The 25,955-nt window shown below is 58.8% G+C and carries 26 protein-coding genes; 13 read left to right on the top strand and 13 right to left on the bottom strand.

What is annotated here, in order from left to right; translation table 11 throughout:
• Window positions 1-2: 2 nt before the first annotated feature.
• Together LCM21_RS15835 and LCM21_RS15830 are read right to left on the bottom strand one after the other, a co-directional pair.
• Window positions 3-1,049 (bottom strand): MBL fold metallo-hydrolase, encoded by a 1,047-nt coding sequence (locus tag LCM21_RS15835; RefSeq protein ID WP_224891473.1) that lies wholly within the window; start codon window positions 1,047-1,049, stop codon window positions 3-5.
• A complete protein-coding gene (locus LCM21_RS15830; protein ID WP_224891472.1) occupies window positions 1,049-2,752 on the bottom strand; it encodes an acyl-CoA dehydrogenase family protein in 1,704 nt (567 codons plus the stop codon). Before LCM21_RS15830 ends, LCM21_RS15835 begins: the two co-directional genes overlap by 1 nt.
• Before the next feature lie 154 nt (window positions 2,753-2,906).
• On the opposite strand from LCM21_RS15830, the gene LCM21_RS15825 reads away from it, so the two are divergent.
• On the top strand, window positions 2,907-3,839 hold the full coding sequence (locus LCM21_RS15825) for an L-threonylcarbamoyladenylate synthase (RefSeq protein WP_404818133.1): 933 nt from the start codon (window positions 2,907-2,909) through the stop codon (window positions 3,837-3,839).
• Here the strand turns inward: LCM21_RS15825 and LCM21_RS15820 are convergent, their stop codons facing one another.
• Entirely contained in the window at window positions 3,840-4,394 is a 555-nt protein-coding gene (locus LCM21_RS15820; protein ID WP_224891470.1) for a YqgE/AlgH family protein, read from the bottom strand.
• Between the two features lie 146 nt (window positions 4,395-4,540).
• Here LCM21_RS15820 and LCM21_RS15815 point away from each other — a divergent pair, with 146 nt between their 5' ends.
• Both LCM21_RS15815 and LCM21_RS15810 read left to right on the top strand, forming a co-directional pair.
• A complete protein-coding gene (locus LCM21_RS15815; RefSeq protein WP_224891469.1) occupies window positions 4,541-5,353 on the top strand; it encodes a protein-disulfide reductase DsbD domain-containing protein in 813 nt (270 codons plus the stop codon).
• A 3-nt stretch (window positions 5,354-5,356) separates the two neighbouring features.
• Complete coding sequence (locus LCM21_RS15810; protein WP_224891468.1) at window positions 5,357-5,776, top strand: NUDIX hydrolase; 420 nt, start codon at window positions 5,357-5,359, stop codon at window positions 5,774-5,776.
• On the opposite strand, the gene LCM21_RS15805 is transcribed toward LCM21_RS15810, so the two are convergent.
• From LCM21_RS15805 to LCM21_RS15780, 6 genes are all read right to left on the bottom strand, one after another.
• Window positions 5,773-9,171, bottom strand: coding sequence for an efflux RND transporter permease subunit (locus LCM21_RS15805; protein WP_224891467.1), 3,399 nt, complete (start codon window positions 9,169-9,171; stop codon window positions 5,773-5,775). The genes LCM21_RS15810 and LCM21_RS15805 overlap by 4 nt on opposite strands.
• Window positions 9,172-9,176: 5 nt before the next feature.
• Window positions 9,177-10,625: an efflux RND transporter periplasmic adaptor subunit gene (locus LCM21_RS15800; RefSeq protein ID WP_224891466.1), complete on the bottom strand. Its 1,449-nt coding sequence runs from the start codon at window positions 10,623-10,625 to the stop codon at window positions 9,177-9,179.
• A 106-nt stretch (window positions 10,626-10,731) separates the two neighbouring features.
• Window positions 10,732-11,274, bottom strand: coding sequence for a molybdenum cofactor biosynthesis protein B (moaB, locus tag LCM21_RS15795; RefSeq protein ID WP_068338006.1), 543 nt, complete (start codon window positions 11,272-11,274; stop codon window positions 10,732-10,734).
• A gap of 6 nt (window positions 11,275-11,280) precedes the next feature.
• The gene (locus LCM21_RS15790; RefSeq protein WP_224891465.1) at window positions 11,281-11,901 is read right to left on the bottom strand and encodes a LysE family translocator; all 621 of its coding nucleotides are present in this window, start codon (window positions 11,899-11,901) and stop codon (window positions 11,281-11,283) included.
• Window positions 11,898-12,497: a metallophosphoesterase family protein gene (locus LCM21_RS15785; protein WP_224891464.1), complete on the bottom strand. Its 600-nt coding sequence runs from the start codon at window positions 12,495-12,497 to the stop codon at window positions 11,898-11,900. Before LCM21_RS15785 ends, LCM21_RS15790 begins: the two co-directional genes overlap by 4 nt.
• Window positions 12,497-13,261, bottom strand: a complete 765-nt coding sequence (locus tag LCM21_RS15780) for a uracil-DNA glycosylase (RefSeq protein ID WP_224891625.1) — start codon at window positions 13,259-13,261, stop codon at window positions 12,497-12,499. The genes LCM21_RS15785 and LCM21_RS15780 overlap by 1 nt, the downstream gene beginning before the upstream one ends.
• A gap of 774 nt (window positions 13,262-14,035) precedes the next feature.
• Between LCM21_RS15780 and LCM21_RS15775 the strand changes: the two genes are divergently transcribed.
• The 7 genes from LCM21_RS15775 (at window position 14,036) to LCM21_RS15745 (ending at window position 18,676) form a co-directional block, all read left to right on the top strand.
• Window positions 14,036-14,971, top strand: coding sequence for an aspartate carbamoyltransferase catalytic subunit (locus LCM21_RS15775; RefSeq protein ID WP_224891463.1), 936 nt, complete (start codon window positions 14,036-14,038; stop codon window positions 14,969-14,971).
• Entirely contained in the window at window positions 14,968-15,486 is a 519-nt protein-coding gene (locus LCM21_RS15770; protein ID WP_224891462.1) for a hypothetical protein, read from the top strand. The genes LCM21_RS15775 and LCM21_RS15770 overlap by 4 nt, the downstream gene beginning before the upstream one ends.
• Window positions 15,471-15,857 carry a hypothetical protein gene (locus tag LCM21_RS15765; protein ID WP_224891461.1) on the top strand — a complete coding sequence of 129 codons (387 nt, stop codon included), beginning with the start codon at window positions 15,471-15,473 and terminating at the stop codon, window positions 15,855-15,857. Before LCM21_RS15770 ends, LCM21_RS15765 begins: the two co-directional genes overlap by 16 nt.
• Window positions 15,854-17,134: a dihydroorotase gene (gene pyrC / locus LCM21_RS15760; protein ID WP_224891460.1), complete on the top strand. Its 1,281-nt coding sequence runs from the start codon at window positions 15,854-15,856 to the stop codon at window positions 17,132-17,134. The genes LCM21_RS15765 and pyrC overlap by 4 nt, the downstream gene beginning before the upstream one ends.
• Window positions 17,134-17,739, top strand: a complete 606-nt coding sequence (gene plsY, locus LCM21_RS15755; protein WP_224891459.1) for a glycerol-3-phosphate 1-O-acyltransferase PlsY — start codon at window positions 17,134-17,136, stop codon at window positions 17,737-17,739. Before pyrC ends, plsY begins: the two co-directional genes overlap by 1 nt.
• A complete protein-coding gene (locus LCM21_RS15750) occupies window positions 17,736-18,026 on the top strand; it encodes a hypothetical protein (protein ID WP_224891458.1) in 291 nt (96 codons plus the stop codon). The genes plsY and LCM21_RS15750 overlap by 4 nt, the downstream gene beginning before the upstream one ends.
• Before the next feature lie 176 nt (window positions 18,027-18,202).
• The gene (locus LCM21_RS15745; RefSeq protein WP_068337989.1) at window positions 18,203-18,676 is read left to right on the top strand and encodes a YHS domain-containing (seleno)protein; all 474 of its coding nucleotides are present in this window, start codon (window positions 18,203-18,205) and stop codon (window positions 18,674-18,676) included.
• Window positions 18,677-18,926: 250 nt separating this feature from the next.
• On the opposite strand, the gene LCM21_RS15740 is transcribed toward LCM21_RS15745, so the two are convergent.
• Entirely contained in the window at window positions 18,927-19,910 is a 984-nt protein-coding gene (locus LCM21_RS15740; protein ID WP_224891457.1) for a quinone oxidoreductase family protein, read from the bottom strand.
• 192 nt (window positions 19,911-20,102) lie between these two features.
• On the opposite strand from LCM21_RS15740, the gene LCM21_RS15735 reads away from it, so the two are divergent.
• Window positions 20,103-20,960 (top strand): DUF2189 domain-containing protein, encoded by an 858-nt coding sequence (locus tag LCM21_RS15735; protein WP_224891456.1) that lies wholly within the window; start codon window positions 20,103-20,105, stop codon window positions 20,958-20,960.
• Between the two features lie 32 nt (window positions 20,961-20,992).
• Here the strand turns inward: LCM21_RS15735 and LCM21_RS15730 are convergent, their stop codons facing one another.
• Together LCM21_RS15730 and LCM21_RS15725 are read right to left on the bottom strand one after the other, a co-directional pair.
• On the bottom strand, window positions 20,993-21,979 hold the full coding sequence (locus LCM21_RS15730) for an NAD(P)H-quinone oxidoreductase (protein ID WP_224891455.1): 987 nt from the start codon (window positions 21,977-21,979) through the stop codon (window positions 20,993-20,995).
• A 55-nt stretch (window positions 21,980-22,034) separates the two neighbouring features.
• Window positions 22,035-22,727: a COQ9 family protein gene (locus tag LCM21_RS15725; RefSeq protein WP_224891454.1), complete on the bottom strand. Its 693-nt coding sequence runs from the start codon at window positions 22,725-22,727 to the stop codon at window positions 22,035-22,037.
• 110 nt (window positions 22,728-22,837) lie between these two features.
• Between LCM21_RS15725 and rpsU the strand changes: the two genes are divergently transcribed.
• Together rpsU and LCM21_RS15715 are read left to right on the top strand one after the other, a co-directional pair.
• Window positions 22,838-23,044, top strand: coding sequence for a 30S ribosomal protein S21 (gene rpsU / locus LCM21_RS15720; RefSeq protein ID WP_005614280.1), 207 nt, complete (start codon window positions 22,838-22,840; stop codon window positions 23,042-23,044).
• A gap of 476 nt (window positions 23,045-23,520) precedes the next feature.
• The gene (locus LCM21_RS15715) at window positions 23,521-24,648 is read left to right on the top strand and encodes a CAP domain-containing protein (protein WP_224891453.1); all 1,128 of its coding nucleotides are present in this window, start codon (window positions 23,521-23,523) and stop codon (window positions 24,646-24,648) included.
• Window positions 24,649-24,701: 53 nt separating this feature from the next.
• On the opposite strand, the gene ppk2 is transcribed toward LCM21_RS15715, so the two are convergent.
• Window positions 24,702-25,619 (bottom strand): polyphosphate kinase 2, encoded by a 918-nt coding sequence (gene ppk2 / locus LCM21_RS15710; RefSeq protein ID WP_068338352.1) that lies wholly within the window; start codon window positions 25,617-25,619, stop codon window positions 24,702-24,704.
• Window positions 25,620-25,955: the final 336 nt, after the last annotated feature.

Raw genomic sequence — 25,955 nt, 5'->3', positions numbered from 1 at the left:
CTCTACCTTTTGCGCTGAAATTCCCACGCCCCATCCGCGCGCCGAGTTCGGGTGACAATTCCAATGTGGTAGAGATGATTCAGATGTGCAACCGCTTCGACAAGCGCGAGCCCGTACTCCCCCTCACCGATCTGGCGTTTGAACAGAGGGGTAAAACACGCGGCCGCGGTTTTGGGTGTGTCCAGAAAATCCTGTAACCGCTCAAGCGCGCTGTGATGATTTTCGATCAGCTGCTTCATCCGGATAGGAAGACCGGTGAAGGGCAGCTTGTGCCCGCCCAGTGCCAGTTGTTCAGGCCGGGCCAGTTCTTTCAACCGTTCACAGGCTTCTAGCCATTCAGCCACTGGATCCGCCATCGGTTCAGTAACATAGACGCCCAGATTGGGGCTGATTGAGCTGAGGATCTGGTCGCCCGTGATCACCAGATCATCGTCGCGGCTCCAGAATGTAGCATGTTCCGGGGCATGGCCGTTGCCCATGTGCACGTCCCAGTCCCGCCCGCCCATACGGATCACGCTGCCTTGTTTGATGCGGGTGAATCCCAAAGGCATCGGGTAAACGGTGTCACAGAAATTGAATGGCCGCTGCGTCATCCGTTTGGCCAGGAATTCAGCATCCATCCCGGCACTGCGATAATAGTCCAGCGTTTCCTGCGGCCAGCTTTCCTGCACATCCAGTTGCAGCATACGCGCGAACAGCCAGGCCGTACGGGTTGTGACCAGTTCCGCGCCATGCTCGGACTGGAACCACCCCGCATTGCCGATATGGTCTGGATGGTGATGCGTCACGACGATCCGAGTGATCGGCTTGCCGCCCAAAGGTCCGGCCATCAGCGACTCCCATATCCGGCGTGTCTTGTTCGAAGACATGCCCGTATCGATCACTGTCCATCCATCACCATCGTCCAGCGCGTAGACATTGACGTGATCCAGTGCCATGGGCAGCGGCAAGCGCATCCACAGCACACCTTGGGCTATCTCAACGGCCTCACCCTCTGCCGGAGGGTCAGGCCAAGGGTATCGGATAGCCAAGGGGGTATTTCCGTCCATTACGCTGCCAGTTCCTCGACGCTGAGTGCATATAGGTCATCCGCACCATTCTGCACCTGAACCAGAAGACCGGTATGTTCTGGCAGCATCGCATTGATGTAGTAACGCGCCAGTTTAAAGCGCGGACCACTGGGATCGGTCAGCGCCGCCTTTAGGTGGTAGTGCGCGCCCAGAACACGGGCAAAGGCGTGCAGATAGGGCACCGCACCAGCGAACCGCGCGTTCATGTCAGACTGCGCCACGATCCACTCGGTTGTTTCGCGCAGGCTCTCGGTGGCCTCCCAAACCGGGCCAGCCAGATCCGGCATCGTGGCGCGGGCCTGTTCGGCGTGGTCCTCGATCTCATCCAGAAGGCGCGATGCGGCCTCCCCCCCATCCATCATTTTGCGCGCCACAAGGTCCATGGCCTGAACGCCGTTGGTGCCCTCGTAAATCGCGGTTACGCGGACATCACGGTAGTATTGAGCGGCGCCGGTTTCTTCAACAAACCCCATGCCGCCGTGAACCTGCACACCGGTCTCAGCCACGCGTATCCCTGTCTCTGTACCGAAGGCCTTGCAGATCGGCGTCAGCAATGCGGCCCTGGCCTTCCATTCGGCATCACCAGTGGCATTCGCCATATCAATCGCAGCCGCATTGGCTAGCATGATGGCACGCGCGGCAAAGGTATCGGCGCGCATGCCCATTAGCATCCGACGCACATCCGCATGGTCCACAATTGTACCCGAGGGCGTCTTGCCCTGCTTGCGCTCCATCGCATAGGCCAGCGCGTGCTGATAAGCACCTTCGGCGGCGCCCACGCCCTGACCGCCCACACCAAGACGGGCATTGTTCATCATCGTAAACATCGCGGCCATACCGCCATGTTCCTCGCCCACAAGCCAACCCTTGGCACCGTCATACTGCATAACGCAGGTCGGCGAACCATGCAGGCCCATCTTATGCTCGACCGAGACAACCTTCAGATCGTTGGCCACACCGGGGTTGCCATTCTCATCGGGCAGGAACTTCGGCACCAGAAACAGCGAGATCCCTTTGGTTCCGGGCACCCCATCAGGCAGGCGTGCCAGCACAAGGTGGCAAACATTTTCTGTGAAATCGTTGTCGCCCCATGAGATGAAGATTTTCTGCCCCGTCACGGAATAGGTCCCGTCTCCGTTTGCCTCGGCCTTCGTGGTCAGCGCGCCGACATCCGAGCCCGCGCCCGCCTCGGTCAGGTTCATCGTGCCGGCCCACTCACCCGACATCATCTTGGGCAGGTAAAGCGCCTTCAACGCGTCACTTGCGTGGTGTTCCAGTGCCTCGATCTGCCCCTGGGTCATCAGCGGTGCAAGTTGCAAGGACAAGCAGGCCGCTGACATCATCTCATTCACCGCCGTGGTCAGAGTCATCGGCAGGCCCATGCCGCCATATTCCGGATCGCCGCTCATGCCGACCCAGCCGCCTTCGGCAATTGCCTTCCAGCCGTCAGCATAGCCCGGAGAGGTCCGCATCACACCATTTTCCAGACGCGCAGGCTCAAGATCACCCGGGCGCTGCAAGGGGGCCATCACCTCTTCGCTCAGTTTGCCTGCCTCCGTTAGGATCGCGCTGACCACATCCTCGCTGGCGTCCGAGAATTTTTCGGTCGCCGCGATCTGATCGAATCCCACAACGTGGCGGAACAAAACTTCGTAGTCGGAGATGGGGGCACGGTATGGCATGTCTTCCCTCGGGTTTGTTTGGCGTGTTTTCGCGGCTGGGGTTGGAAAATCCAACACCCACCTTTATGCATCCGGTATTAAGTGAATACCTAACCGGACCCATGTTACACGCAATCAAAACGCGGCGTCACCAGATATGATCCCTAACGGCACTATGGACTTATCCGCCGATCCCGACGGAATCGCGCAGGCGGCTGACCTGCTGCGACAAGGCCTGCTGGTCGCTTTTGCCACCGAAACGGTCTATGGGCTAGGCGGCGACGCATGCAACGGCAGGGCCGTGGCCAGCATCTACGCGGCAAAAGGGCGGCCCAGTTTTAACCCCCTGATCGCGCATGTGTCATCTGCCGAGGCGGCACGCCGTTTTGTGCAATGGTCCGATATGGCCGAGACACTGGCCGCGGCTTTTTGGCCGGGCCCCCTGACCATGGTGCTGCCGTTGAAAAAGGGGCACCGGATTTCTTCACTGGTGACCGCCGGGTTGGATACGCTTGCGGTTCGCGTGCCGGCGCACGGTACCGCGCGGGCGCTGCTGACTGCTTTTGGTGGCCCGGTCGCGGCACCCTCGGCCAACCCCTCGGGTCAGGTCAGCCCAACAACAGCCGATCACGTACGTGCGGGTCTGGGGGGTCGCATTGCCGCCATTCTGGACGACGGCCCGTGTGGTGTTGGCGTGGAATCCACCATCGTCGGACTGGCCGGAGAGCCCAGCCTTCTGCGTCCCGGCGGTGTAGCACTGGAAGACATCGAATCCGTTCTGGGTACGCGGTTGCACCTGCATCAGGCCGGAGATCTGCTGACCGCTCCGGGCCAGCTTCAATCGCACTATGCCCCGGACGCTCCGGTGCGCCTGAACGCTGAAAGCCCCCAAGGTGATGAGGTTTTGCTGGGCTTTGGCCCGGTCCCGTGCGATCTGAACCTATCAGAGGCGGGTGATCTGGACGAAGCCGCAGCCAATTTGTTCTCGGCCCTGCACACGCTGAACGCGACAGGCCGCCCAATCGCCGTTTCACCTATTCCTGATCAGGGTCTGGGTGCGGCCATCAATGACCGTTTGCGTCGCGCCGCAGCGCCGCGCGACACGTGATCAGGCGCGCCCGGCGCTGGCCGACAGGGTTAGCGGGTCCACACCCAGCGTGGCCAATGCGGCCTCCCACTTGCCATCATCGGGCACGTCGAACACAAGTTTCGATGTCGCCTCAGTGGTCAGCCAGCCATTCATCGCGATCTCTTCCTCCAACTGGCCGGGCCCCCAACCGGAATAGCCTAGCGCCAGCGTCGAATTCAAAGGCCCCCGCCCCGAGGCCAGATCTTCGAGTATGTCCAGCGTTGCCGTCATGCTGAAATCATCTGAAATCTGCATCGAATGCAGGTTGGCCTCATAGTCGGCGCTGTGCAGGACAAAGCCGCGCGACATCTCGACCGGTCCACCGAAATGCACCAGACGTTCACCCACGACAGGGATGCGGCAAGCGATATTCAGCTGGTTCAGCAGGGTTTTGATCCGCAAATCCGATGGCTTGTTCACGATCAGCCCCATCGCCCCTTCATCACCATGGCTGCAAATGAAAACAACCGAGTGATCGAAGCGCGGGTCACCCATCCCGGGCATCGCAATCAACAGTTTTCCAGTCAGGTCCATTGAATTTTGACTCTCGCTTCGTCCCCATTCAACAATGGCCCCGGCATGTGGGGATTGGCAAGGGATCAAGCCACATTTCGCCAGATTTCATCCATGTGACCGGAACGTGACTTGGAATCGCGGCCCAAAGCGCGCATTTATTACATATGAAGCGTTTTCTTAAGTCGACTGCAGTCGCGCTGACCGCCTGTGTCATGCTGAACGCCCCTGCGCAAGCGCAGCGGGTGGACGGCGTTGTGAAACTGGATATCCTGGATGGCGGACGTACAGCCAGTGGCACCTATCTTGGCGCGCTCAGGTTGACGTTGCAGGATGGGTGGAAAACCTATTGGCGCGCGCCCGGCGATGCGGGCATTCCACCGCAGTTTGACTGGCAGAATTCACAGAATGTGGGTGATGTGTCGATCACCTGGCCCGCACCCGAGGTGTTTGTTCAAAACGGGCTACAGTCCATCGGCTACGCAAATCAACTGGTGCTGCCGGTTGAGATCACCCCCCGCAACCCAGCAAAACCTGTTCGGCTGCGCGGCGACATGGACTTGGGCGTCTGCAAGGATGTCTGCATTCCCGAACGTTTGGATTTCGACCATATGCTGGACGCCAACGCCGCGCGCAACCCGGCAATCGCCGCTGCGCTGGCGCAGCGTCCCTTCTCGGCAAAAGAGGCGCGCGTTACTGCCGCCAGCTGCCACCTGACCCCTACGGTGGATGGCATGCAAATCGAAGCCCGCGTTACCATGCCCTCGGCCGGTGGACGCGAAGTTGCCGTGATTGAGCCGGGCGATCCGGCATTGTGGACTTCTCAGCCCGAGACGACACGCCAAGGCGACACGCTGGTTGCCACATCCGAGGTGATCAGCGCCGCGGGCGGATCTTTTGCCTTGGACCGATCTGACATTCGGATCACGGTTCTTGGTGCCAAACACGCGGTCGACATTCAGGGATGCAGCGCGGGCTGAGGCATGCAGAAAACTCCGAAGATCGGCGCGCTTGCAGTCGTGGTGCACAATGCCCGGGTCCTACTTGTGCAACGCAGCAAGCAACCTGATGCAGGGCTTTGGGGTTTTCCCGGCGGTCACGTCGAATGGGGTGAGACTGTGATGCAGGCCGCACAGCGGGAATTGCATGAGGAAACCTCGATCATCGCCGAGCCGCTGCACTACCTCGATAACCTGGATTTACTGCGCCACAACGATCAGGGCAGCGTGCAGTCACACTATTTGCTGGTCGGGGTCGCCTGCCAATATCGATCGGGTACGCCTTTGGCCGGAGATGACGCGCAGGACGCCCGTTGGTTCCCGATTGAACGGATCCGACAAGGTGATCTGCAAATGAGCAACCGGGTTATCGACCTATTGGAAACCGCACTGCGTCAGTCTTAAACTGCCCGCCCCCGTAGCCGTATATACAGCAGACCGGACAGTACAAAGCTGACCAACAGGATTGGTACAGCCCCGGCAACGAAAGCACCCAGCCCCATTTGCAGGGCCACGACACTCTCGGCGCCTCCGTATAACGCCGAAAGCAGGCCGAACGGCGTGCCAGCTATCGCAGGCCAGATCATAGTCACCCCGAACCAGACCAACAGCGCAAGCGCAGTGGCCCCCACCGCGCCCTGCACCACGCGATCCGGCGCACGCAGCGCGCGGCGCATCGCTGTCATCGGGCGCGACAGGTCGTTCAGAATAGCCAGCAGTGCCGGGACCAGCAACAGCACCAGCAACATTCCGAAGCCCAACCCATAAACCAGCGTGATCACCGTGGGTTTGAGAAACTGCGCCTGTGTTGAGCTTTCGTATAGCAACGGCGTCAGCCCCAGAACCGTAGTGAGTGTCGTCAGCATCACCGGGCGCAAACGGTCTGCCGTACCCTCGACAATTGAAGGCACCAGCCCGCGCTCCTGCTGGTAGCCATCGATGGTCGTTACCAATACGATCGAGTCGTTGATGATGATGCCGGTCATCCCCAGCAGGCCGATCACGGTGAACATGCTCAGCGGCACATCCCAGATGTAATGCCCCCAGATCGCGCCCACCAACCCAAAAGGAATGATCGCCATCACCACTACGGGCCTCGTCCAACTGGCAAAAACCCAGGCCAGAACAAGGTAGATACCTGTAAGGCACAGGATCAGCCCTGTGCGCGCCTCGGACAGGAATTCATTCTCCTGCTCGCTCAGGCCTGACATCTGCCATTCGACTTGCCGCTCGGATGCGATCTTGGGCAAAATCTCTTCGCCCATAGCGCGCTCAATCTCAGCAGCGCGGGCCGGATCATCCTCTGAAATGTCTCCGTTCACTGTCAAAACCCGCAGCCCGTTTTCGCGTCGGATGCTTGAAAATCCCGCTTTCCGTTCGACCGATACGATGTCGGCCAAGGGCACATAAACACCGTCTGGGGTGCGCATCAGTGTACGCTCAAGGAAATCAGCGGTCAGTTCGTTTTCGGGTAGTTCGACACGTATCTCGGCACTGCGCGGGCCATCAGGGAATGTTGCCGCCTCAATACCGTTGAGCCGATCCCGCAACACGCGACCCAGCGTTTCGATCCGGAAGCCCAGCGCCTCACCTTTCGCAGTCAGGTCCAGAATGAACTCTTCCTTGTCATAGGCTAGGTTGTCTTCAAGCGCCGAAACCTCGGGGTACTTTGACAATTCCGCCTGCAAATCCTCAGATGCCTGTTTCAGCGCGTCCAGATCGGCACCCGAGAGTTGCACGTCGATCGCATCCCCACCGGGACCAGACCGCCAGCCACGGAAACTGAGCAGTTCGACCTTTGGGTGGCGGGGCACGTGATCCCGCAGATCAGCCACAAATTCAAAACTGGAATAAGGGCGCAGATCGGCGTCGATCAACTCAACCGAGATTCCGCCGAGCAGGTCGGCATCCTTGCCATCGGCAGCAGACAGGCCGCGACCAGCGGTACCCCCGACCTCGGCCAGAACATATTCGATTGGGTTGCGTCCGTGGCGCTCTTCGTAGATTTGGCCCATTTCTTCGACCGCCACCTGCAGCTGACGCATCATGGCAAGCGTGTCATCACGGGTCGCGCCTTCGACCATGATGAAGTTTCCCGTCACCGATCCCTGTTCGGGTGCATTGAAAAAGCGCCAGTTCACGTCGCCCTTGATAAACAGGGCGATCTGGCTGGACAGTATCACCACCATGATCGCGACAACCACGTATCGTGCCCGGACGACCCAACCGATCAACGGTCGAAACAGCGTGTCCCGCACCCAACGGAAACCGCGATTGACCACGCGATTGGGCAAGTCGTACCAGTGTTCCTTGGCAGAATGCTTAATCGCATGGGCCATGTGGTTGGGCAGGATTAGGAAGCATTCGATCAACGAGGCGATCAGAACCGCGATAACAGTGAAAGGGATGTCATAGATCAACTCTCCGAACCGGCCACCAATTGCGGTCAGCCCAAAAAACGCAATCACGGTGGTCAGCGTTGCAGCAAAAACCGGCATCGCCATGCGCTGTGCTGCCCGCTCAGCGGCTACGACTGGCGCTTCGCCCAGCCGTCGGGCACGGAAATCCGCATGTTCCCCCACGACAATGGCATCGTCCACAACTATACCCAGCGTGATGATCAGTCCGAACAGCGAGACCATGTTGATCGACAACCCGCCAATATACATGAACGCAATGGCGGCTGACATCGCCACAGGAATACCCGCCGCGACCCAGAAGGCGATACGAGCGTTCAAAAACAGAAACAGCAAACAAACCACAAGCCCCAGACCCACCAACCCATTGTCGACAAGAATATCGAGACGGTCGGTGATGGCTTGGGCGCGTGTTCGGATCAACTCGGCCGTGACGCCTTCGGGCAGGCTGGCCTGCATTTCAGCCACCACATCCTCAACCGTGTGCTGCACCTTGATCGCGTCACCCAGGTTCGAGCGGTCGACGCGCACCGACATGGCCGGGTCTTCGCCTACATAATAGCTGCGGTTACGGTTGACGCCCTCAACCCTGATCTCGGCTACATCGCCTACATAAAGTTTCGACCCATCAGCAAAGTTACGCAGCGCGATGCTTTCGATCTCTTCCGGGGTGCGCTTTTCCGTACCGGTGCGGATGCGGGCATTGGCCCCTGTGACATCTCCGGCCGGGTTGGTGATCGCTTCGGCCGCTATGGCCTGGGCAATCTCGGACAGTGTGATGTCATTTGCGATCAACTGCGCCGTTGGCACTTCGACCACCACGCGCGGCGCGGCAAGACCCCGGATCGTGGTGCGGGTCACTCCGGCCGCAAACAGGCGATTGATCAGTTCATCCGTGAACTTGGCCAGTTGATCCGGATCAACAGGGCCGGTGACAACCACATCCGTAACCCGATCGCGCCACGCACCGCGCCGGATCGTTGGCTCTTCGGCATCTTCCGGCAGGTTGGTGACACCATCGACAGCGGTTCTGACTTCGTCGACCGCCCGCGACATGTCCCAGTTAGGCTCGAACTCCAACCTTATGTGCGCAGACCCCTCGCGCGAGGTTGAGGTCGTGTCGGTCACGCCTTCTACTGCAAGCAGCTCCGGCTCCAGAAGCTGAACGATGCCGCTATCCACATCTTCTGGTCCCGCTCCCTCCCACGAGACCCGAACATCCACGCGCTCAAGTATCACATCGGGGAAGAATTGCGCGCGCATCGCGGGGATCGCCGCCGCGCCCAGAACCAGCATCAGCAGCAGAAGAAGGTTGGCCACCGTGCGATGCCGGGTGAAGTAGCTGAGAATTCCACCCGCCGCGCCGGGGATTTTGCGCATCATGGCGCTTACCCCCCGGCCCGTGTCTCGATGCTACGCACCAAAGAGGCTGGAACCTTGACCTCGTTCAACTGTCCCAAAACGCGTGCCTTCATGTCATTGGGCATCTGGTCGCTTGCCTCAACCTGCGCCACCAGTTGCGCGCGCAGCTCATCCGACAGTTCCACCATGTCGGGGTCGGCATTGGCCTCAACCCGCAATGGCCGTACCCGGACCCCGCCACCCAACAAGGGCGTCCGGCCAACAACAACCTCACGCCCGTCGAGCCCGTCTCCTCGCAGCAAGACGTCGTCCCCTTGACGACGGATTAGTTGCACCGGCAGAACCTCAAGCCGGTCATCCGCGCCAAGCACCAACACTGTGCCGGCCGAGTCCAGAACCGATGCTGGCAGTCGCACCACGTTTTCCAACGATTGCTCTTCGACGGTGACTGTTACGAAATCACCCGGTTTGAAGCCCGGCGCATCATCCAGCCGCGCGTAAATCAGGCGACCTGTCTGCCCTTCACCGGCCGAGCCGCTGTCACGGCTGATACGCCCCTTTGCCGTCAGATCGGCTCCCGTCACCTCAAGCGAAACAGTTACCGGAGCGTCGATCAACTTGCCGTCAGTGTCTAACAAACGCACGTATTGTGCAGTCGAGACACGGAATGCGACCTCCAACGCGTTGGGATCTACTAATTCCGCCAGTTTTTCATTGGCTGATACCAACCGCCCTTCAACCAGCGAAACATCGGTCAATGTCCCGTCGAACCCCGCGCGAACCGTCATGTCGTCCAGATCACGTTCTGCGGCCTCAAGCGCGATGCGGGCGCGAGACAACAAAGTGGCGGCCTGATCAACGCGGGACTCGGCCTGCGCCAGCGCAATGCGGCGGGCCAGAACAGATTGCTGGGCGGCAGCCTCGGCCAGTTCCGCCTCTTCCACGGCGGCAGGTGTTCCGACGCCGCGGCTTTGCAGGTTTTCCTGACGCTGCAAGGCACGCCCGCGTAATTCGGCCTGCGCGGTGGCCGAGTTCAGCTCATCTTGCGCCAAGAGCAGTGAGCGTTCCGCGTCACGCTCTTCGAACTGCGCATCCAACAGATCGGACTTGGCCCGATCCAGCGCTGATTGCGCATCAGCCGGGTCAAGTTCCACCAAGACCTCTCCGGCTTGAACAACGCCACCATCCTCGAAATCGTCCGCCAGCGCGATGACCCGACCGCCGAGCGCTGCGCGCAGTTCCAACCGGCGACGGCTTTGCACCTCGCCAAAGGCTTCGAGGTAGGGTGTGACTGTCTGGAATTCTGCACGCTGCACGCTAACGGCAAAGGTACGTTCACGCGCCTCTGGTGGCGCGCTATCCCTGTTCAAAGCCTCTTGCACCGCGCTGGCGATGAGTTGAACCGCGACAAACAGAAGTGCCAGCGTCAGAAACGCCAGAAAGACACCAAAAAGGCTTTGCCTCAAGAATCGCATCAGTCACTTACCCCGGTCGCATCAGGCTGCCATCTGAAAAAGGTAGCCGGGCAAAGGGAAATGCCAAGCCACAAAGCGGTTTCAAACAGTTATACGCGCGTCCAGTCTACTTCCGTCGCAGATGTTCGTCCAATCGGGGCATTATTTCCACGAAATTGCAGGGTCGGTGACGATAATCGAACTGTTTTTCCAAAATTCCGTCCCACGCGTCTTTGCAGGCCCCGGGGCTGCCAGGTAACGCAAAAAGATAGGTACCCTGAGCCACGCCGCCTGTCGCGCGCGATTGTACGGCCGATGTGCCTATCTTTTCCATGGACACAATGGTGAAAACCGTGCTGAACGCCTCGATTTCCTTTTCATAGACGTCCCGATGCGCCTCAACCGTCACATCGCGGCCCGTAAGACCTGTGCCGCCAGTCGAGATCACAACGTCGATATCGGGATCACCGACCCACAGCCGCAGTTGCGCCGCGATTTCGGCGCGCTCATCCCGGATGATCTTGCGATCCGCCACCAAATGGCCCGCGCGTTCGATCCGGTCGACCAGTGTTTGGCCAGAACGATCTTCGTCCAGCGAGCGTGTGTCCGAGACCGTCAGAACGGCGATCCGGACCGGGATGAATTCAATGCTCTCGTCAATGCGCGACATATGGCGTCAGGCCCTTTCCATTATGGCAAGCCGGACGGCGAGGGCTGTAAAGATACCCCCGGTTGTCCAGCCCATGATACGTGAGGCGCGCGGGTTCGAGATCAGAACCCTCCCCGCGCCACCAGCAAAAATGCCAACCATCCCATTCACCACGAAACCGCCCAGCGCGATGATTACGCCGAATATCAGAAATTGCGGCAGGATCGGGCCGTTGGCGGGGTTCACGAATTGCGGGATGAAGGCCAGCACAAAAAGGATGACCTTGGGGTTGGTCAGGTTCACCACCATTCCGTCGCGAAACGCGTAACGCGTCGGTTTTGCAGGTGTTTCGGCGGTCATTGCTCCGTGCCGGATCACGCCCCACGCGAGGTACAGCAGATACGCCACGCCCACCCAACGGATTACGTCGAACAGCCACGGCATGCTGGAGACCACGGCTCCCAGCCCGAGCCCGGCCAACAGCACGTGCACCATTAGGCCAATAGAGATTCCGGCACTAGCCACCAGAGCTGGTTTGGCACCAGACCGCAGCCCCTGACCCAAACAAAACATCATATCCGCGCCCGGGGTAAAGTTCAGCGCCAGAGCAGCCGGGATGAACGCCAGCAGCGTGACAGTCTCGATCATATGGAGACCTCAAACCAGTTTACCGTTGGCCCGAGATTGGCGACCTGAGTACGGCCCAAAGTCCCGCGATAGCCCCAACTGTCGTGGATATGTCCGCAAAAAGCGTATTGTGGTTGTAACCGTTCCACCGCATCCCGCACGGCCACTGACCCCACCGCATCACCCATGGATGTAACATCGCCATACCCTTTTGGCGGAGAATGCGAAATGAGGATATCCGCAGCTTCGCAACGCTCAAGCAGCTCAGCGGCTTCGGCCTCGGTCAAATCACAGGACCAGTCACCAAAAGGTGTAACGGGTACGCCATAGCCCAGACCGAACAGCCGCAGACCATCCAGCGTCATACCGGTGCCGTGCAGCACATGACCGCCCTCGGGTGCAGCCTCGGTCAGGTCCTGCACGCTTTCTGCATTGCCGGGCACCATGACGAAAGGCGCTGTGATTTCGGACAACATCGCCATCGCTTGATCCAAGCCCTGCCGCATATTGCAGAAATCGCCGGCCCCGATCACGAGATCAGCCTTGGCGCTTGCCGCGACAATCTCAGCCGCGCGTGATCGGGCCATATGCAGGTCCGAAAAAGCCAGGACGCGCATCACTTGCCCCCCAACCAGGCTTTTAACTCCAGCAGATCCGCCCAGGCGTGGCGCTTCATCTGTGGCTGACGCAGCAAGTAGGCGGGGTGGAACATCGGGATGACCGGCAAGCCCAGCGCCTGTTCCCATTTTCCGCGCAGCCGGGTGATGCCACGTTTGCCCAAGACCGCCTGACAGCTGATATTACCCATGATCACCAGAACTTCGGGTTTGGCCAATGCGACATGCCGTTCGAGGAAGGGTTTCATCATCCCGATCTCTTCCGGCTTGGGGTCTCGGTTCTGAGGCGGCCGCCACGGCAGGACATTGGTGATATAGACGTTCTGTTTACGATCCAGATCAATCGCTGCCAGCATCCGGTCCAACAATTGCCCCGCGCGTCCGACAAAGGGCTTGCCCTCGCGGTCTTCTTCGCGGCCCGGTGCTTCGCCGATGATCATGACCCGCGCGCCGGGTGTGCCGTCGGCAAAGACCAATTGCCGCGCACCGCGTTTCAGATCGCAATACTCAAACGCATCCATCGCCGCGCGCAACTGATCAAGCGATCCGGAGCTTTGCGCCGCCGCTTTCGCAACTGCAACCGGGTCAAGCTGCTTGGGCTTTTCCGGAGCGGCTTGGGATACTGCGGCTTTTTTGACCTTGGGCGTTGTGTCAGGCAACGCGTATCGGTCCACCGGTGCATCACCGATCGCCTCCGTTGCGCCCAGTTCTATCTGCCAGTCCAGCAGTGCCCGCGCTGTATGATAGTCCATAGCCGATTCCATAGCCCTCAATCTAACCAGCTTTTGTCCGAGGGAAAGCGAATAGGCCTTGATCGGGCCGTTCATCGCACCGACCATCAAGACATTCATGATTGTACTGTTCCGATTCCTTTTTGTTTTTGCGCTGCTGGCCACGCTCGGCGGCCCAGCTTTTGCGCAGCTCTTTGACCGGGACGGTCAATGCAGGCCCGGGCAAACCAAATGCGGTTTTCGCTGCTGTTCAGGCGCGCAGAGATGCAGCTTTGACGGCCACTGCATACCGTTGGGCGGAACCTATTGCGGCGGTGGGCGAAGCTGCGGCCCGTTTGAACGCTGCGTCGCGGGCGGCACGCGGTGTGCCCCAGCCGGGCCAAACAAATGCACGTCGCGCGTGGATTGTCCGGGGGGTACGTTTTGCAATGCACGCGGCGAGTGTGAACCCACAACACCCGGAGCTGACCCGAACGCAACGACCGACGGCCTTCGCAAAGTGTGCGACGATGGTCTGGTCTGTGGCAATGGGTCTTCGTGCTTGCCGGGTGGCGGATGCTCGCGCCCCGGATGGTTCGTGTGCGAAGAAACGGGCTCGCAATGCCGCCCGGGGTTTAAGTGTTCCGAACATCAAGGTTGTGTCCCGATGAACGCCATCGACTGCGGCTATGCCAAATGGTGCAAACCCGGCGAGCAATGCCTGCCCGATGGCGGATGCGAGAAACTGCCGGAAGGAGCCGAACCGTAGGTTGCCTCGGCCTGCGCAGCTTCTTATAAGCGGTTCGATTGTCAGACAGGAGCCCGCCCATGCGTTTCGCCCATCGTCACCTTCTTGGCATCGAGCATCTGTCGCAAACCGATATTACCGCCATCCTTGATCTGGCCGAGACATATGTCGACCTGAACCGACAATCGACAAAACGATCTGATGTGCTGTCGGGGCTGACCCAGATCAACATGTTCTTTGAAAATTCGACCCGCACACAGGCCAGCTTTGAAATTGCAGGCAAACGGCTGGGCGCGGATGTGATGAACATGGCGATGCAGGCCAGTTCGATCAAAAAAGGCGAGACGCTGATCGACACCGCCATGACGCTGAACGCGATGCATCCCGATCTGCTGGTGGTGCGCCATCCGCATTCCGGTGCCGTCGATCTGCTGGCGCAGAAAGTGAACTGTGCGGTGCTGAACGCGGGCGATGGCAAACACGAACACCCGACGCAAGCGCTGCTGGATGCGTTGACCATACGTCGTGCCAAGGGTCGTCTTCACCGTCTGAACATCGCCATTTGCGGCGATGTTGCACATTCCCGCGTGGCACGCTCAAACCTCATTCTGCTGGGCAAGATGGAAAACCGCATTCGCCTGATCGGCCCACCAACGCTGGTCCCCGGCCATTTCGCCGATTTCGGGGCCGAGATCTATGACGACATGAATGAAGGTCTTAAAGACGTCGATGTGGTCATGATGCTGCGCCTTCAGAAAGAGCGTATGGATGGCGGCTTTATCCCTTCAGAACGCGAGTACTATCATCGCTATGGCTTGGACGCCGCAAAATTGGCGCTGGCCAAGCCCGACGCCATTGTCATGCATCCCGGTCCGATGAACCGCGGGGTTGAGATTGATGGCACGCTGGCCGACGACATCAACCGATCCGTTATCCAAGACCAGGTCGAAATGGGTGTCGCCGTTCGCATGGCCGCGATGGAATTGCTGGCCCGCAACCTGCGCGAGGCGGCATGAGCAAGCTGACCATTGCCCCCCATGAACGCGGTGTGATCCGCATTTTCTCACTGGATATGCGCCCTGAAGAGGCGAAGTTCCTGCGCGAACCCGGCGCGGCTGATCAGGTCTTGGGCGTTCAGGGGCTGGAGTCAGGTCAGATCGATGTTTTTCCGGTCTCGGACCTCGAGGACCTTGGGCTTTTTGGCTATCTGAACGACGGCTGCGGTGTGTCTGCCGATCAGCTGGATCATAAAGGGCTTGAGGCAATTGAAGGCTGGGTGATGGTGGTTCGAAGCGCTGCGTGCGGCGGGCGTGCCGCCACTCTGACCCCGGACAAACGCTTGCGCCTGATCGGGTTCTACACCGAAGAGGCGACCAACTGGACCGGTGAGCCAATTGAAACCGAAAGCGCCAAGCCGTTTTCTGCCCCTCAAACCGCGCCGCAAGACAACAAGCCCCGCCGCGTCGGCTCAGCCATTGTGGCGCTGGTAGTCCTTTTGGCAGTCGGAGGTGCCCTATGGCTGATCCTGTGACCTTTGCCCCCGACAAGGGTGCCTATATCCGCACGAACACGTGGTTGGCCGCCGTTGCCATGGCCGGCGCGATGATCGTGCTTTGGCTGATCGGCAATCCCTATCTCTGGACCGGCGCGCCCGCAGGCCTTGCGGCCATCGGCCTGCGCGCATGGTATCTGGCATCCGAAGAACTGGTCGCCACGTGGGAGATGACTGACACCACTCTCACCGGCCCCGGCCCGCGCAAAATGGCGCTGACCCAGATAGAGGCCGTCAACACCATGGGAAGCTATGTTCAGATTGTCACAAAAAGCGGCGACAAACATCTGATCAAATATCAGGCCAATCCCGCCGCCACCAAAGCCGCTATCGAAAGGGCCATGGCATGACCAACCTGATCTTCACCAACGCGCGCCTGATCGACCCAGAAACCGGCACGGACAGCCTCGGTTGGCTGCGGGTGACCGATGGCCGGATTGCCGCGCGCGGTGAAGGCAATGCCCCGACCACCGAGGCGAAGGCCATTGATTGCGGTGGGAAATGCCTTGCCCCCGGCATCGTCGATATCGGCGTCAAAGTGTGTGAGCCCGGTGAGAGGCACAAGGAAAGCTATAAAACTGCCGGTCTGGCAGCGGCTGCCGGAGGTGTGACCACGATCGTCACGCGTCCGGATACCACTCCGGCTATCGACACCCCTGAAAGCCTGGAATTCGTCACGCGACGCGCGCAGTCAGATTCACCAGTCAACGTGCTGCCGATGGCGGCTTTGACCAAGGGCCGTGAAGGACGCGAGATGACCGAAATCGGCTTTCTGCAAGATGCCGGTGCGGTTGCCTTTACCGATTGCGACCACGTGGTCTTAAATACCAAAGTGTTTTCCCGCGCCCTGACCTATGCGCGATCCTGCGGCGCGCTGGTCATCGCCCATCCGCAGGAGCCAACGCTCAGCAGCGGCGCTGCCGCAACCAGCGGCAAATTCGCAACCCTGCGCGGTTTGCCAGCTGTTTCGCCCATGGCCGAGCGTATGGGCCTGGATCGAGACATCGCCTTGCTTGAGATGACAGGCGCCGAGTACCACGCCGATCAGATCACCACCGCCCGTGCTCTGCCCGCGCTGGAGCGCGCCAAGCGCAACGGGCTGGACATCACTGCCGGGACTTCAGTTCACCACCTTACCCTGAATGAGCTGGACGTGGCCGACTATCGCACTTTCTTCAAGGTCAAGCCGCCGCTGCGGTCCGAAGACGACCGGCTCGCTGTGATTGAGGCTGTGCAGTCCGGTCTGATCGACACGATCAGCTCAATGCACACACCGCAGGACGAAGAGAGCAAACGCCTGCCGTTTGAAGAGGCTGCCTCGGGCGCGGTGGCTCTTGAAACGTTACTGCCTGCGGTGTTGCGGCTCTATCATGCGGGGTACCTGGACCTGCCCACCCTGTTCCGGGCCATGGCCTTGAATCCAGCGAAACGGTTGGGTCTGGAGAGTGGTCGGTTGTCACAAGGCGCACCTGCAGATCTGGTCCTATTCGACCCGGACGTGCCGTTTGTACTGGACCGTTTCTCGCTAAAATCGAAATCGCAGAACACACCGTTTGACGGCCAAAGGATGCAGGGTAAGGTCACCGCAACCTACGTGGCAGGACACGAAGTGTACCGGAGAGCCTGATGCCATCATTTGACAGTTCGATGACCCAGTTGCTCCTCTGGGCAGTGCTCGGCTATCTGATGGGTTCAATCCCGTTTGGCATGATTATCGCACGGGTCATGGGGCTGGGCAATTTGCGCAGCATCGGATCGGGCAATATCGGTGCAACGAACGTATTGCGCACCGGGAACAAGCCCGCCGCTGCGCTGACATTGCTGTTCGACGCCGCCAAAGGCGCAATCGCCGTCTTGCTGGCCCGTGCGCTGGCACAGGAAGACGCCGCACAGATCGCGGCGCTGGCCGCGTTTCTGGGTCATTGCTTTCCGGTTTGGCTGGGGTTCAAGGGCGGCAAGGGCGTGGCAACCTTTCTGGGCCTGTGGCTAGCACTCGACTGGCGTGTTGGGGTGGCCTGCTGCCTGACGTGGTTGGTTGCGGCTGCAATATGGCGGATTTCCTCACTGGGTGCGTTGGTGGCCGCTGCGATGTCTGCTGTATGGGTCCTGTCCCTGACGGATGGCTCAGCCCTTGCACTGAGTATCGTGCTGACCGTTCTTGTGTTTTGGCGCCACCGGGCCAACCTTGTGCGGATCAAGGCCGGCACTGAACCTAAAATCGGTCAGTCTTGAACGCCCCTGATACCTTTCAGACCGCCTTTTTTGCGATTCCCGCAGGGTCGACTACCGGCCAAAGCAATGGCAAGCGCTATGTCGTAAGCCGTTCGGAACTGGCCGGAGGCAAATCCCAAAAGCTGGTCGCGCACGAGCTTGGCGGCAACGATTACATCAGCTTGAACCTCTACTTGACTCGCAACAGCGGTGCCCTGTTGCGCCCCTGCGAGATGCCCGCAGAAAAGGTGGTCAAATTTGTGCTGGGCTTCAGACCCGATCGGCAAGCTGACTCTGTGCATATTTGAACAGTTCAATCTTTGTTACCACACAATCACAATTGATTGCTTTGAACGTGAAGAGATCACTGCCCAAGTAGGCTGCGTGCCGGACAATTGCTGACCGCACATGAAAAAAAATCCAAAGGGGCACCAGCCGCAATTCCGGCGGCAGAGGGTTCCTAAGTTCACGAAAGGTGAAACAAATGAACAAGTTCAAATCCATCCTGGGCGGGGTTGCCTTGTCCGTCGCAATCGCAAGCTCGGCCATGGCAGCAGGCGTTGAACTGAACGCAAGCTCGACCGGTCTTGCAATGCAGGGCTATGACCCGGTTGCCTATTTCACCGAAGGCGCACCGACCAAAGGTGACTACCGCATCTCCGCACTGCACAACGACGCTCTGTACCGTTTTGCAACCGAAGAAAACAAAGCGGCGTTCGAAGCCAACCCGGAAGCTTACCTGCCTGCATACGGCGGTTACTGCGCATTCGGCGCGGCCATGGGCTTCAAGTTCGACGGTGACCCGACCTACTGGAAAATCGTTGACAACAAACTGTACCTGAACCTGTCCCAGGACATCCAGGAACGTTGGGAAGGCGACATCCCGGGCTTCATCGAAAAAGCCAGCGCAAACTGGGAAACCATTGCTGACAAAGAGCCGGCAGAACTGCAGCAGTAAATCAGCTGAGTTTGAAAAGCATTCGGCGGCGAGTCACCTCGCCGCCTTTTCTTTTTCGGCAGACCTCATGAACTGCTTTATGCGACGTTCTGCAAGTCCAATGTGCGTTTATGTCTGCGTCACCAACTCGACGATTTCGGATCAAAAGGATAGGCTTGGAAGTGATCATAATGGTATTCCGCGCCTCCTTTCAGGTCTAATTGGCAGGTCAATAAATAAACAGCCCGGCCCCGACAGGCCGCATCTTTTGTCAAAGCTCCAGAACCGTGCTGCCGGTGGTCTGGCGCGCCTCAAGCGCGCGGTGGGCGTCAGCCACTTGTTCCAGCGGAAAGCGCTGGTCGATGTGGATTTTCACCTCTCCGCCCTCGACCTTGCCGAATAGCCGTCGCGCCATCGCCTGACAGACAGCGTGATCGGCGATATGCGTAAAAAGAGTCGGGCGCGTGATCTTGAGCGACCCTTTCTTGGCCAATATTCCCAGATCGATCAGCGGCACCGGTCCCGAGGCATTGCCAAACGATATCATCATCCCAAGGGGCTTGAGGCAGTCCAGCGACCCGCTGAAGGTGTCCGCCCCGATTGAATCCATAACCACGTCCACGCCTTTGCCCCCGGTGATTTCGGCCACTCGTTCAGCAAAGTTTTCGGTCCGGTAATTGATGCAGTGGGCTGCGCCATTGAATTGCGCCAGGCTGCATTTTTCGTCGGTTCCGGCGGTGCCTATAAGGGTGATGCCTTCGGATTTGGCCCATTGGCAGGCAATCAACCCCACACCACCGGCGGCCGCATGAAACAGGACGGTGTCACCGCGTTTTAACGGCGTGGTGCGATGAAACAGGTATTCAACCGTCATCCCCTTGAGCATCATTGCCGCCGCCGCGTCAAAGGCAATCTCGTCTGGCAATTGACACACCTGCGCCGCAGGCATCACCCGTGCCTCGCAATAGGCACCGGGAGGGGCCGCTGCATATGCCGCCCGCTGGCCGGGTTCCAGGTGAGTCACGCCTTCGCCCACGGCCTCGATCACGCCTGCGGCTTCCATGCCCAAGGCATGCGGCAGATCCAGCGGATAAAGTCCTGAACGCTGATAGACATCGATAAAGTTCAACCCGCAAGCATTGTGACGAATACGAACTTCTCCGGGGCCGGGATCGCCCAGCGGCCGGTCTTCGATCCTTAAAACTTTCGGGCCGCCATGTTCGTGAATGACGACGGTTCTTGCCGTTTGATGCATGCTGACCTCCTGTTGCCTGCAACCAAGCTAACACGCCTGAGAATCAGGGCAATCGGCTCTGTTTCGTATCAAGCAACCAAAAGGCGAAAAAATGTGATATACTCACTATCGGGCGTTGCCGGCTGGTCCGGCCAAGGGCAACCCGTGCCGGATCCACTCTGCTGCGCTGATACGCTACGGGAGGGGATATCGATGGCGAAAACGATTGGAAACCCGATCAGCTGGGCCGCCAAGAACATCAGCGCGACCAGCGATCACATTGCGGAAAGCGTGAATCGCATCGGCAGCGCGGATACGCGGCACATGCCGGTGGTGCAAACGCTGACAATGCAGGACCTGAAGGATTGCCTGCGGGCTGGATACAACGATTTTCTGGAAACGCGGGCAGATGCCATATTCATCGTTCTGATTTATCCAATTGCAGGACTGCTCATGTTTGGCTTTGGGTTGAATAAGAACATGGTGCCATTGCTTGCACCGCTGATCATGGGCTTTGCATTGATTGGCCCCATTGCAGCGGTAGGATTGTATGAAATCAGCCGCAAACGGGAACAAGGGGGCGATGTGCATTGGCTGGACGCCTTCGGTGTCTTTCGCTCACCCTCATTCGGTGCAATTCTGCTGTTGGGCTTTTATCTGGTCATCTGGCTGCTGGTCTGGCTCATGGTCGCGCAGAGCATCTATGTTCATACGCTGGGCCCAGATTTGCCAACATCCTTCGGCGCATTCGTTACGCAGGTGTTCACCACCGGTGCGGGCTGGACGATGATCATATTTGGCAACGCGGTAGGGTTTCTGTTTGCCCTGGTCGCGCTGGCGATCAGCGTCGTCAGCTTTCCGCTTTTGCTGGATCGTAAAGTCGGGCTTCCGGTGGCGGTTGTGACCTCGGTCCGTGTCCTTCGGCATAACCCAAGGGTCATTCTGGCCTGGGGTCTTGTGGTCGCTGTCTTGTTGATCGCCGGTGCCATTCCGATGCTTCTCGGGCTGATCGTGGTCATGCCGGTACTTGGCCATGCGACCTGGCACCTGTACCGGCGTGCAGTGACCTAAGGAAATTGCGCGGGACCAGCCCGCGCACTGCTTCAACCTGATACTTTCAGAACGATCTTGCCAATATGATCCGAGCTTTCCATGCGCGCATGGGCGGCCGAGGCATCTTCCAGATCAAATTCGCTGTCCATTACAGGGGCGACCTTCCCCGCCTCCAGCAACGGCCAGACCGCCTCGTGTAAATCCCGAGCAATTTTTGCCTTGGCCAAATCACTTTGCGGACGCAGAGTGCTGCCGGTCAGGGTCAGGCGCTTGACCATCATCATCGCAAAGTTCAACTCGACGTTTGGACCTTGCAGAAAGGCGATCTGAACAAGCCGACCGTCTTCGGCCAGAGTTTTTACGTTGCGCGGAATATAGTCACCGCCGACCATATCAAGGATCAGGTTTGCACCCCCTTCAGCCCGCATAACCGCTACGAAGTCCTCATCCCGGTAATTGATTGCGCGCTCAGCACCAAGTTTGACGCAGGCCTCGCATTTCTCATCCGACCCGGCAGTGGTGAAAACGCGGGCGCCAAAGGCATGGGCCAGTTGAATTGCCGTGGTGCCAATCCCGCTTGAGCCACCATGGACCAGAAACCGCTCCCCAGCCTTGAGCCCACCGCGGGTAAAGACGTTGGACCAGACGGTAAAGAATGTCTCGGGGAGGCACGCGGCCTCTTTCATGCCCATCCCTGCCGGCACCGGCAGACAATGCGCGGCAGGCGTGGCCACGTATTCGGCGTAGCCGCCGCCCGGCAATAACGCACAAACCTGATCACCCAAAAAAAGACCTTCAACGCCGGGGCCTATGGCGACCACCTCTCCCGCAGCCTCAAGCCCCGGCAGATCGCTCGCCCCCGGGGGTGGATCATAAGCTCCTGCGCGCTGCAACGCATCCGGACGGTTCACGCCAGCATAAGCGATCTTAAGGATCACCTGACCGTTTTTGGGCTCGGGTACTGGACGGTCTGTCACTTGCAGAACCTCCGGTCCTCCGGGCTTGGTGATCTCAACAGCGCGCATTGTCTGTGTCATGGGCAAATCTCCTTTGCCCAATGCCTATCAGGGTAATAACAGAAGGCCCAGACAGTTACTTTCGCGTGTTCAGAACTCCGGGCAGATCAGCCCTCATCCTGATTGGCGGCTTTACCTGACTGGCAAACCAGTTTGGCACCGCAAGGAGGGGTTTGAGCAGCGGATTGCCGTTTACCTGCGCCTTGAGCTTTTCGATCTGCATCACATTGTCGATGCGACGGTCCAGAAACTCCCACGTCTTTTGATGATCCGGAGAATCATCGCCCAGCCAAAACAGCAGGGTCGAAGAATAGACCCCCGACAGGGTTGCTCGTTTGGTGTACCAGTTCACATCATCCGACGTATCGCCCAGCGTGTCCCAGATCAGGTCACAGGTCTGCCAAAGCGCCTTCGCTCCATCGGCCGCATGGCTCGGCAGCGAAAAAAGCGTCATCCCGCGACGAACCAGCTCTTTGTCGGGAACAGCCTCAAGCCGAAAGCGTACGGCTGCGGCCACGCGGTCACGGAATTTCAGTTCCCTCAGATCGGTGGTATTGAGTCGTTCCACCATCGCGGCATCGCCACGGGCATGAAAGGCCAGCGCCAGATCAACCGCTCCACGGGGACAAATTGCCCGCGCCAGACCCTGATCCAGATCACAATCGACTACCGCGGCACGAAAGCTGGTTTCAGACCAGCCATCAAAGGGGACGTGCATCAAGATCGCGTCCAAAAGCTGTTGCTTGGCATCTTCATAGGTGACAGTCATGGGGTTCTCCGGTTCTCGGGGCCAGTACTAGACAAGGTAGGCCGGCTTTGCTATACGGCCAACTCCTGCAATTTCCTTGCAACTCTATCTAGAAAGGTGGTGACAACCACATGCAGGTTAGTGTTCGCGACAATAACGTCGATCAGGCGCTTCGTGCCCTGAAGAAAAAGCTGCAGCGCGAAGGCGTGTTCCGTGAAATGAAGCTCAAGCAACATTTCGAGAAACCGTCCGAGAAAAAAGCGCGCGAGAAAGCTGAAGCGATCCGCCGTGCCCGTAAACTGGCACGCAAGAAAGCCCAGCGCGAAGGTCTGCTCTAAGACCCGTCTCGTCCAGCTTTGGATGACACTATTTGACGACCCCCGAGGCCCTGCCCGGGGGTTTGTCGTTTTGGACGCCGGTTGTCGTCCGCTGAATCGCCCACGGGCAAACCGGCTGAATCCGGAAGGTCGGTTTGGTGACCCTGCCGATGATCGCAAGACTTGGACGCCGATCATCGTCACCCGTAAACATACCGGCCCAACCCGTGGCGCAATCGAAATTCCTTCACGCCTTATCCAGCTCGACCTCGGCCTTTTGATGGATTTTGACTGACAGCCTCTTAGGCCCGCAGGGTGCCGCAATGGCGTGCCTCAAACGCGTTGACACTGCGCATGCGCAGTTTTTTGCACACACAAAGCAAATAGGGCGGTGGCAATTCGCCGACCAAGCCAGCGGCCCAGATTGCGTCTGTATCCCGCCAAATTCTCGCCATTAATGTCGCCGCAAAATAACGCAATTCTTTGGAGGCAGAATCATGTCAACCGCAAGCGAACTAGAAAGGCAGATGCTCGCATTGATCAATGCAGAGCGCGCGCAGGCCGGACTTCCCCCTGTTCGGCTTGAATTGAATTTGAATGAGGCCGCGGAAGACCACAGTCAATGGATGCTGAACACTGACACGTTCAGTCACACTGGTCAGGGCGGCTCAAGCCCGTCGCAGCGCATGGATGCGGCCGGGTTTGACTTTGCCGGCAGTTGGCGCGCGACCGAAAACATCGCGTGGCAAAGCATCCGGGGCGCACCCGGACTATCGGACGACGTTGAAAACCTGCACAACAGCCTGATGAACAGCCCGGGCCACAGGGCGAACATCCTTGATCCCAATGTCACCGTGGTAGGTATTGGCATCGAGGTTGGCAAGTTCGAAGGTTGGGACGCGATCATCGTGACCCAGAATTTCGCCCGCACCTCGGGGCAGCTTGATCTGGATACTGGTGGTTCGGGTGGAAGTACCCCTGCACCTACCCCAACCGAACCGGGCCAAGAAGCCGTGGACGCTGGCACCATCGGCGATGCGTCCGATGACTGGTTTATCCTGAAATCAGGTCAGGCCGGCACCTTGGACGGTCGCGATGGCGATGACATTCTGGGCGGAGGAAATGGCCGTGACACCCTGATTGGTGGGCTCGGCGATGACACTCTCAGCGGTTATGGCGGCAATGACACCCTACTTGGCGGCCAGGGCGTCGACCTGTTGAAGGGTGCCTCGGGCAATGACTGGCTGCAGTCAGGCATGGGCGCCGACCGGTTGCAAGGCGGTGCTGGCGATGACATGTTGCGGGGCGGACGCGGACGCGACACGCTGATCGGCGGCGATGACGACGACACCCTGATCGGGGCGCGCGGCATCGACACCATGACCGGCGGTTCAGGTTCGGATACGTTTGTGTTCACCATCGGGCCGGACACCGTGACGGATTTCACCGATGAGGATTACATCGACTTAAGCCTGAATACCGCCATTACCGGGTACAGCGATTTGATGAACAACCACATTTCAGAATCGCGCGGAGATGTGATTATCGACGACGGCGCAGGAAACTCTCTAACTCTGGAAGATACACGAGTTGCAGACCTGACGATGGACCATTTTTTGTTCTGAATTTGCTGGTGATTTGACACAAAACACCCCCGGTTCCGGGGGTGTTTTTTTGATCAATAGATTTTGGGCACGTGCAGTTCATCCGGTAGAACGCGACGCTCGTAATCAGGGTTGTACTTACGATCCGGTAAATTGACTTTTTCCTGCGGCACATCCGTGTATGGGATCTTGGTCAGCAGATGCTCGATACAATTCAGACGCTCGCGCTTTTTGTCATTGCCTTCAACGATGTACCAAGGCGCCTCTGGGATGTTGGTGCGGAAGAACATATCTTCCTTGGCCTTTGTATAAGCCTCCCAACGGATGCGCGATTCCAGATCCATCGGCGAGAGTTTCCACTGTTTCATCGGATCATGAATGCGCATGAGAAAGCGCAGCTGCTGTTCCTCGTCTGTGATCGAGAACCAATATTTCAGCAATATGATCCCTGACCGAACCAGCATCCGCTCAAATTCTGGAACGTCCTGAAAGAACTGTTCAACCTGGTCGTCAGAGGCAAAGCCCATCACGCGTTCAACCCCGGCGCGGTTGTACCAAGACCGATCAAACAGAACGATCTCCCCGGCTGCGGGCAGATGCGGAACGTAACGCTGGAAATACCACTGGCTCTGTTCCCGGCGACTGGGCGCGGGCAAAGCGACAACACGCGCGACACGCGGGTTCAGACGCTGGGTGATACGCTTGATCACGCCGCCCTTGCCAGCACTGTCACGACCTTCGAACAGGATACAAACCTTGGCCCCGGTATGCTGCACCCAATCCTGCACTTTGATTAGTTCGGCCTGTAATCGCAGCAGATTGCGGAAATAGACCTTGCGGTCCAGCATGTCCGGGTGCTGGTCCCTGTAGATCTTGCGGATTTCCATCGAGAGCATGGGTTCGCTGAATTCGATCTCAAAATCTTCGTCCAGCGTGTCTTCCAACTCGGCTTCCAGCCAATCTTTGGGGCCATCATTGCGTTCGTAAACCAAGATCTTTTCCTTATCGTCTATCGGGTCAGAACCGTACACCACGCGCGTAACTGCCTGATGTCATCAAAAGACTTGATGAAAGCCTCTCCCAAGCGAAACCGCTGTGGTTGCGGGGTCAAGGTGATGCAAAACGGAAATTAGTCTTGTATTAAATTTGAGCCGACACGCCAAGGGATGCAAGCGTTAGAATTGACGCATTGCCAGCAGGTCGGCGTCCATGCGCCCTGAACGGGTTCGCCAAAGACCACGTTCAGACCGCGAATGACCCTTGCGGAAGCTGGGAACGAGCCTTCCTGACCCTGTTTCGGCCAGCCCGCAAGCACTTCGGGTTGACGC

Source organism: Ruegeria profundi, assembly GCF_020171505.1.
Lineage (GTDB): Bacteria > Pseudomonadota > Alphaproteobacteria > Rhodobacterales > Rhodobacteraceae > Ruegeria > Ruegeria profundi.
This window is presented reverse-complemented; position numbering and strand designations above follow the sequence as displayed.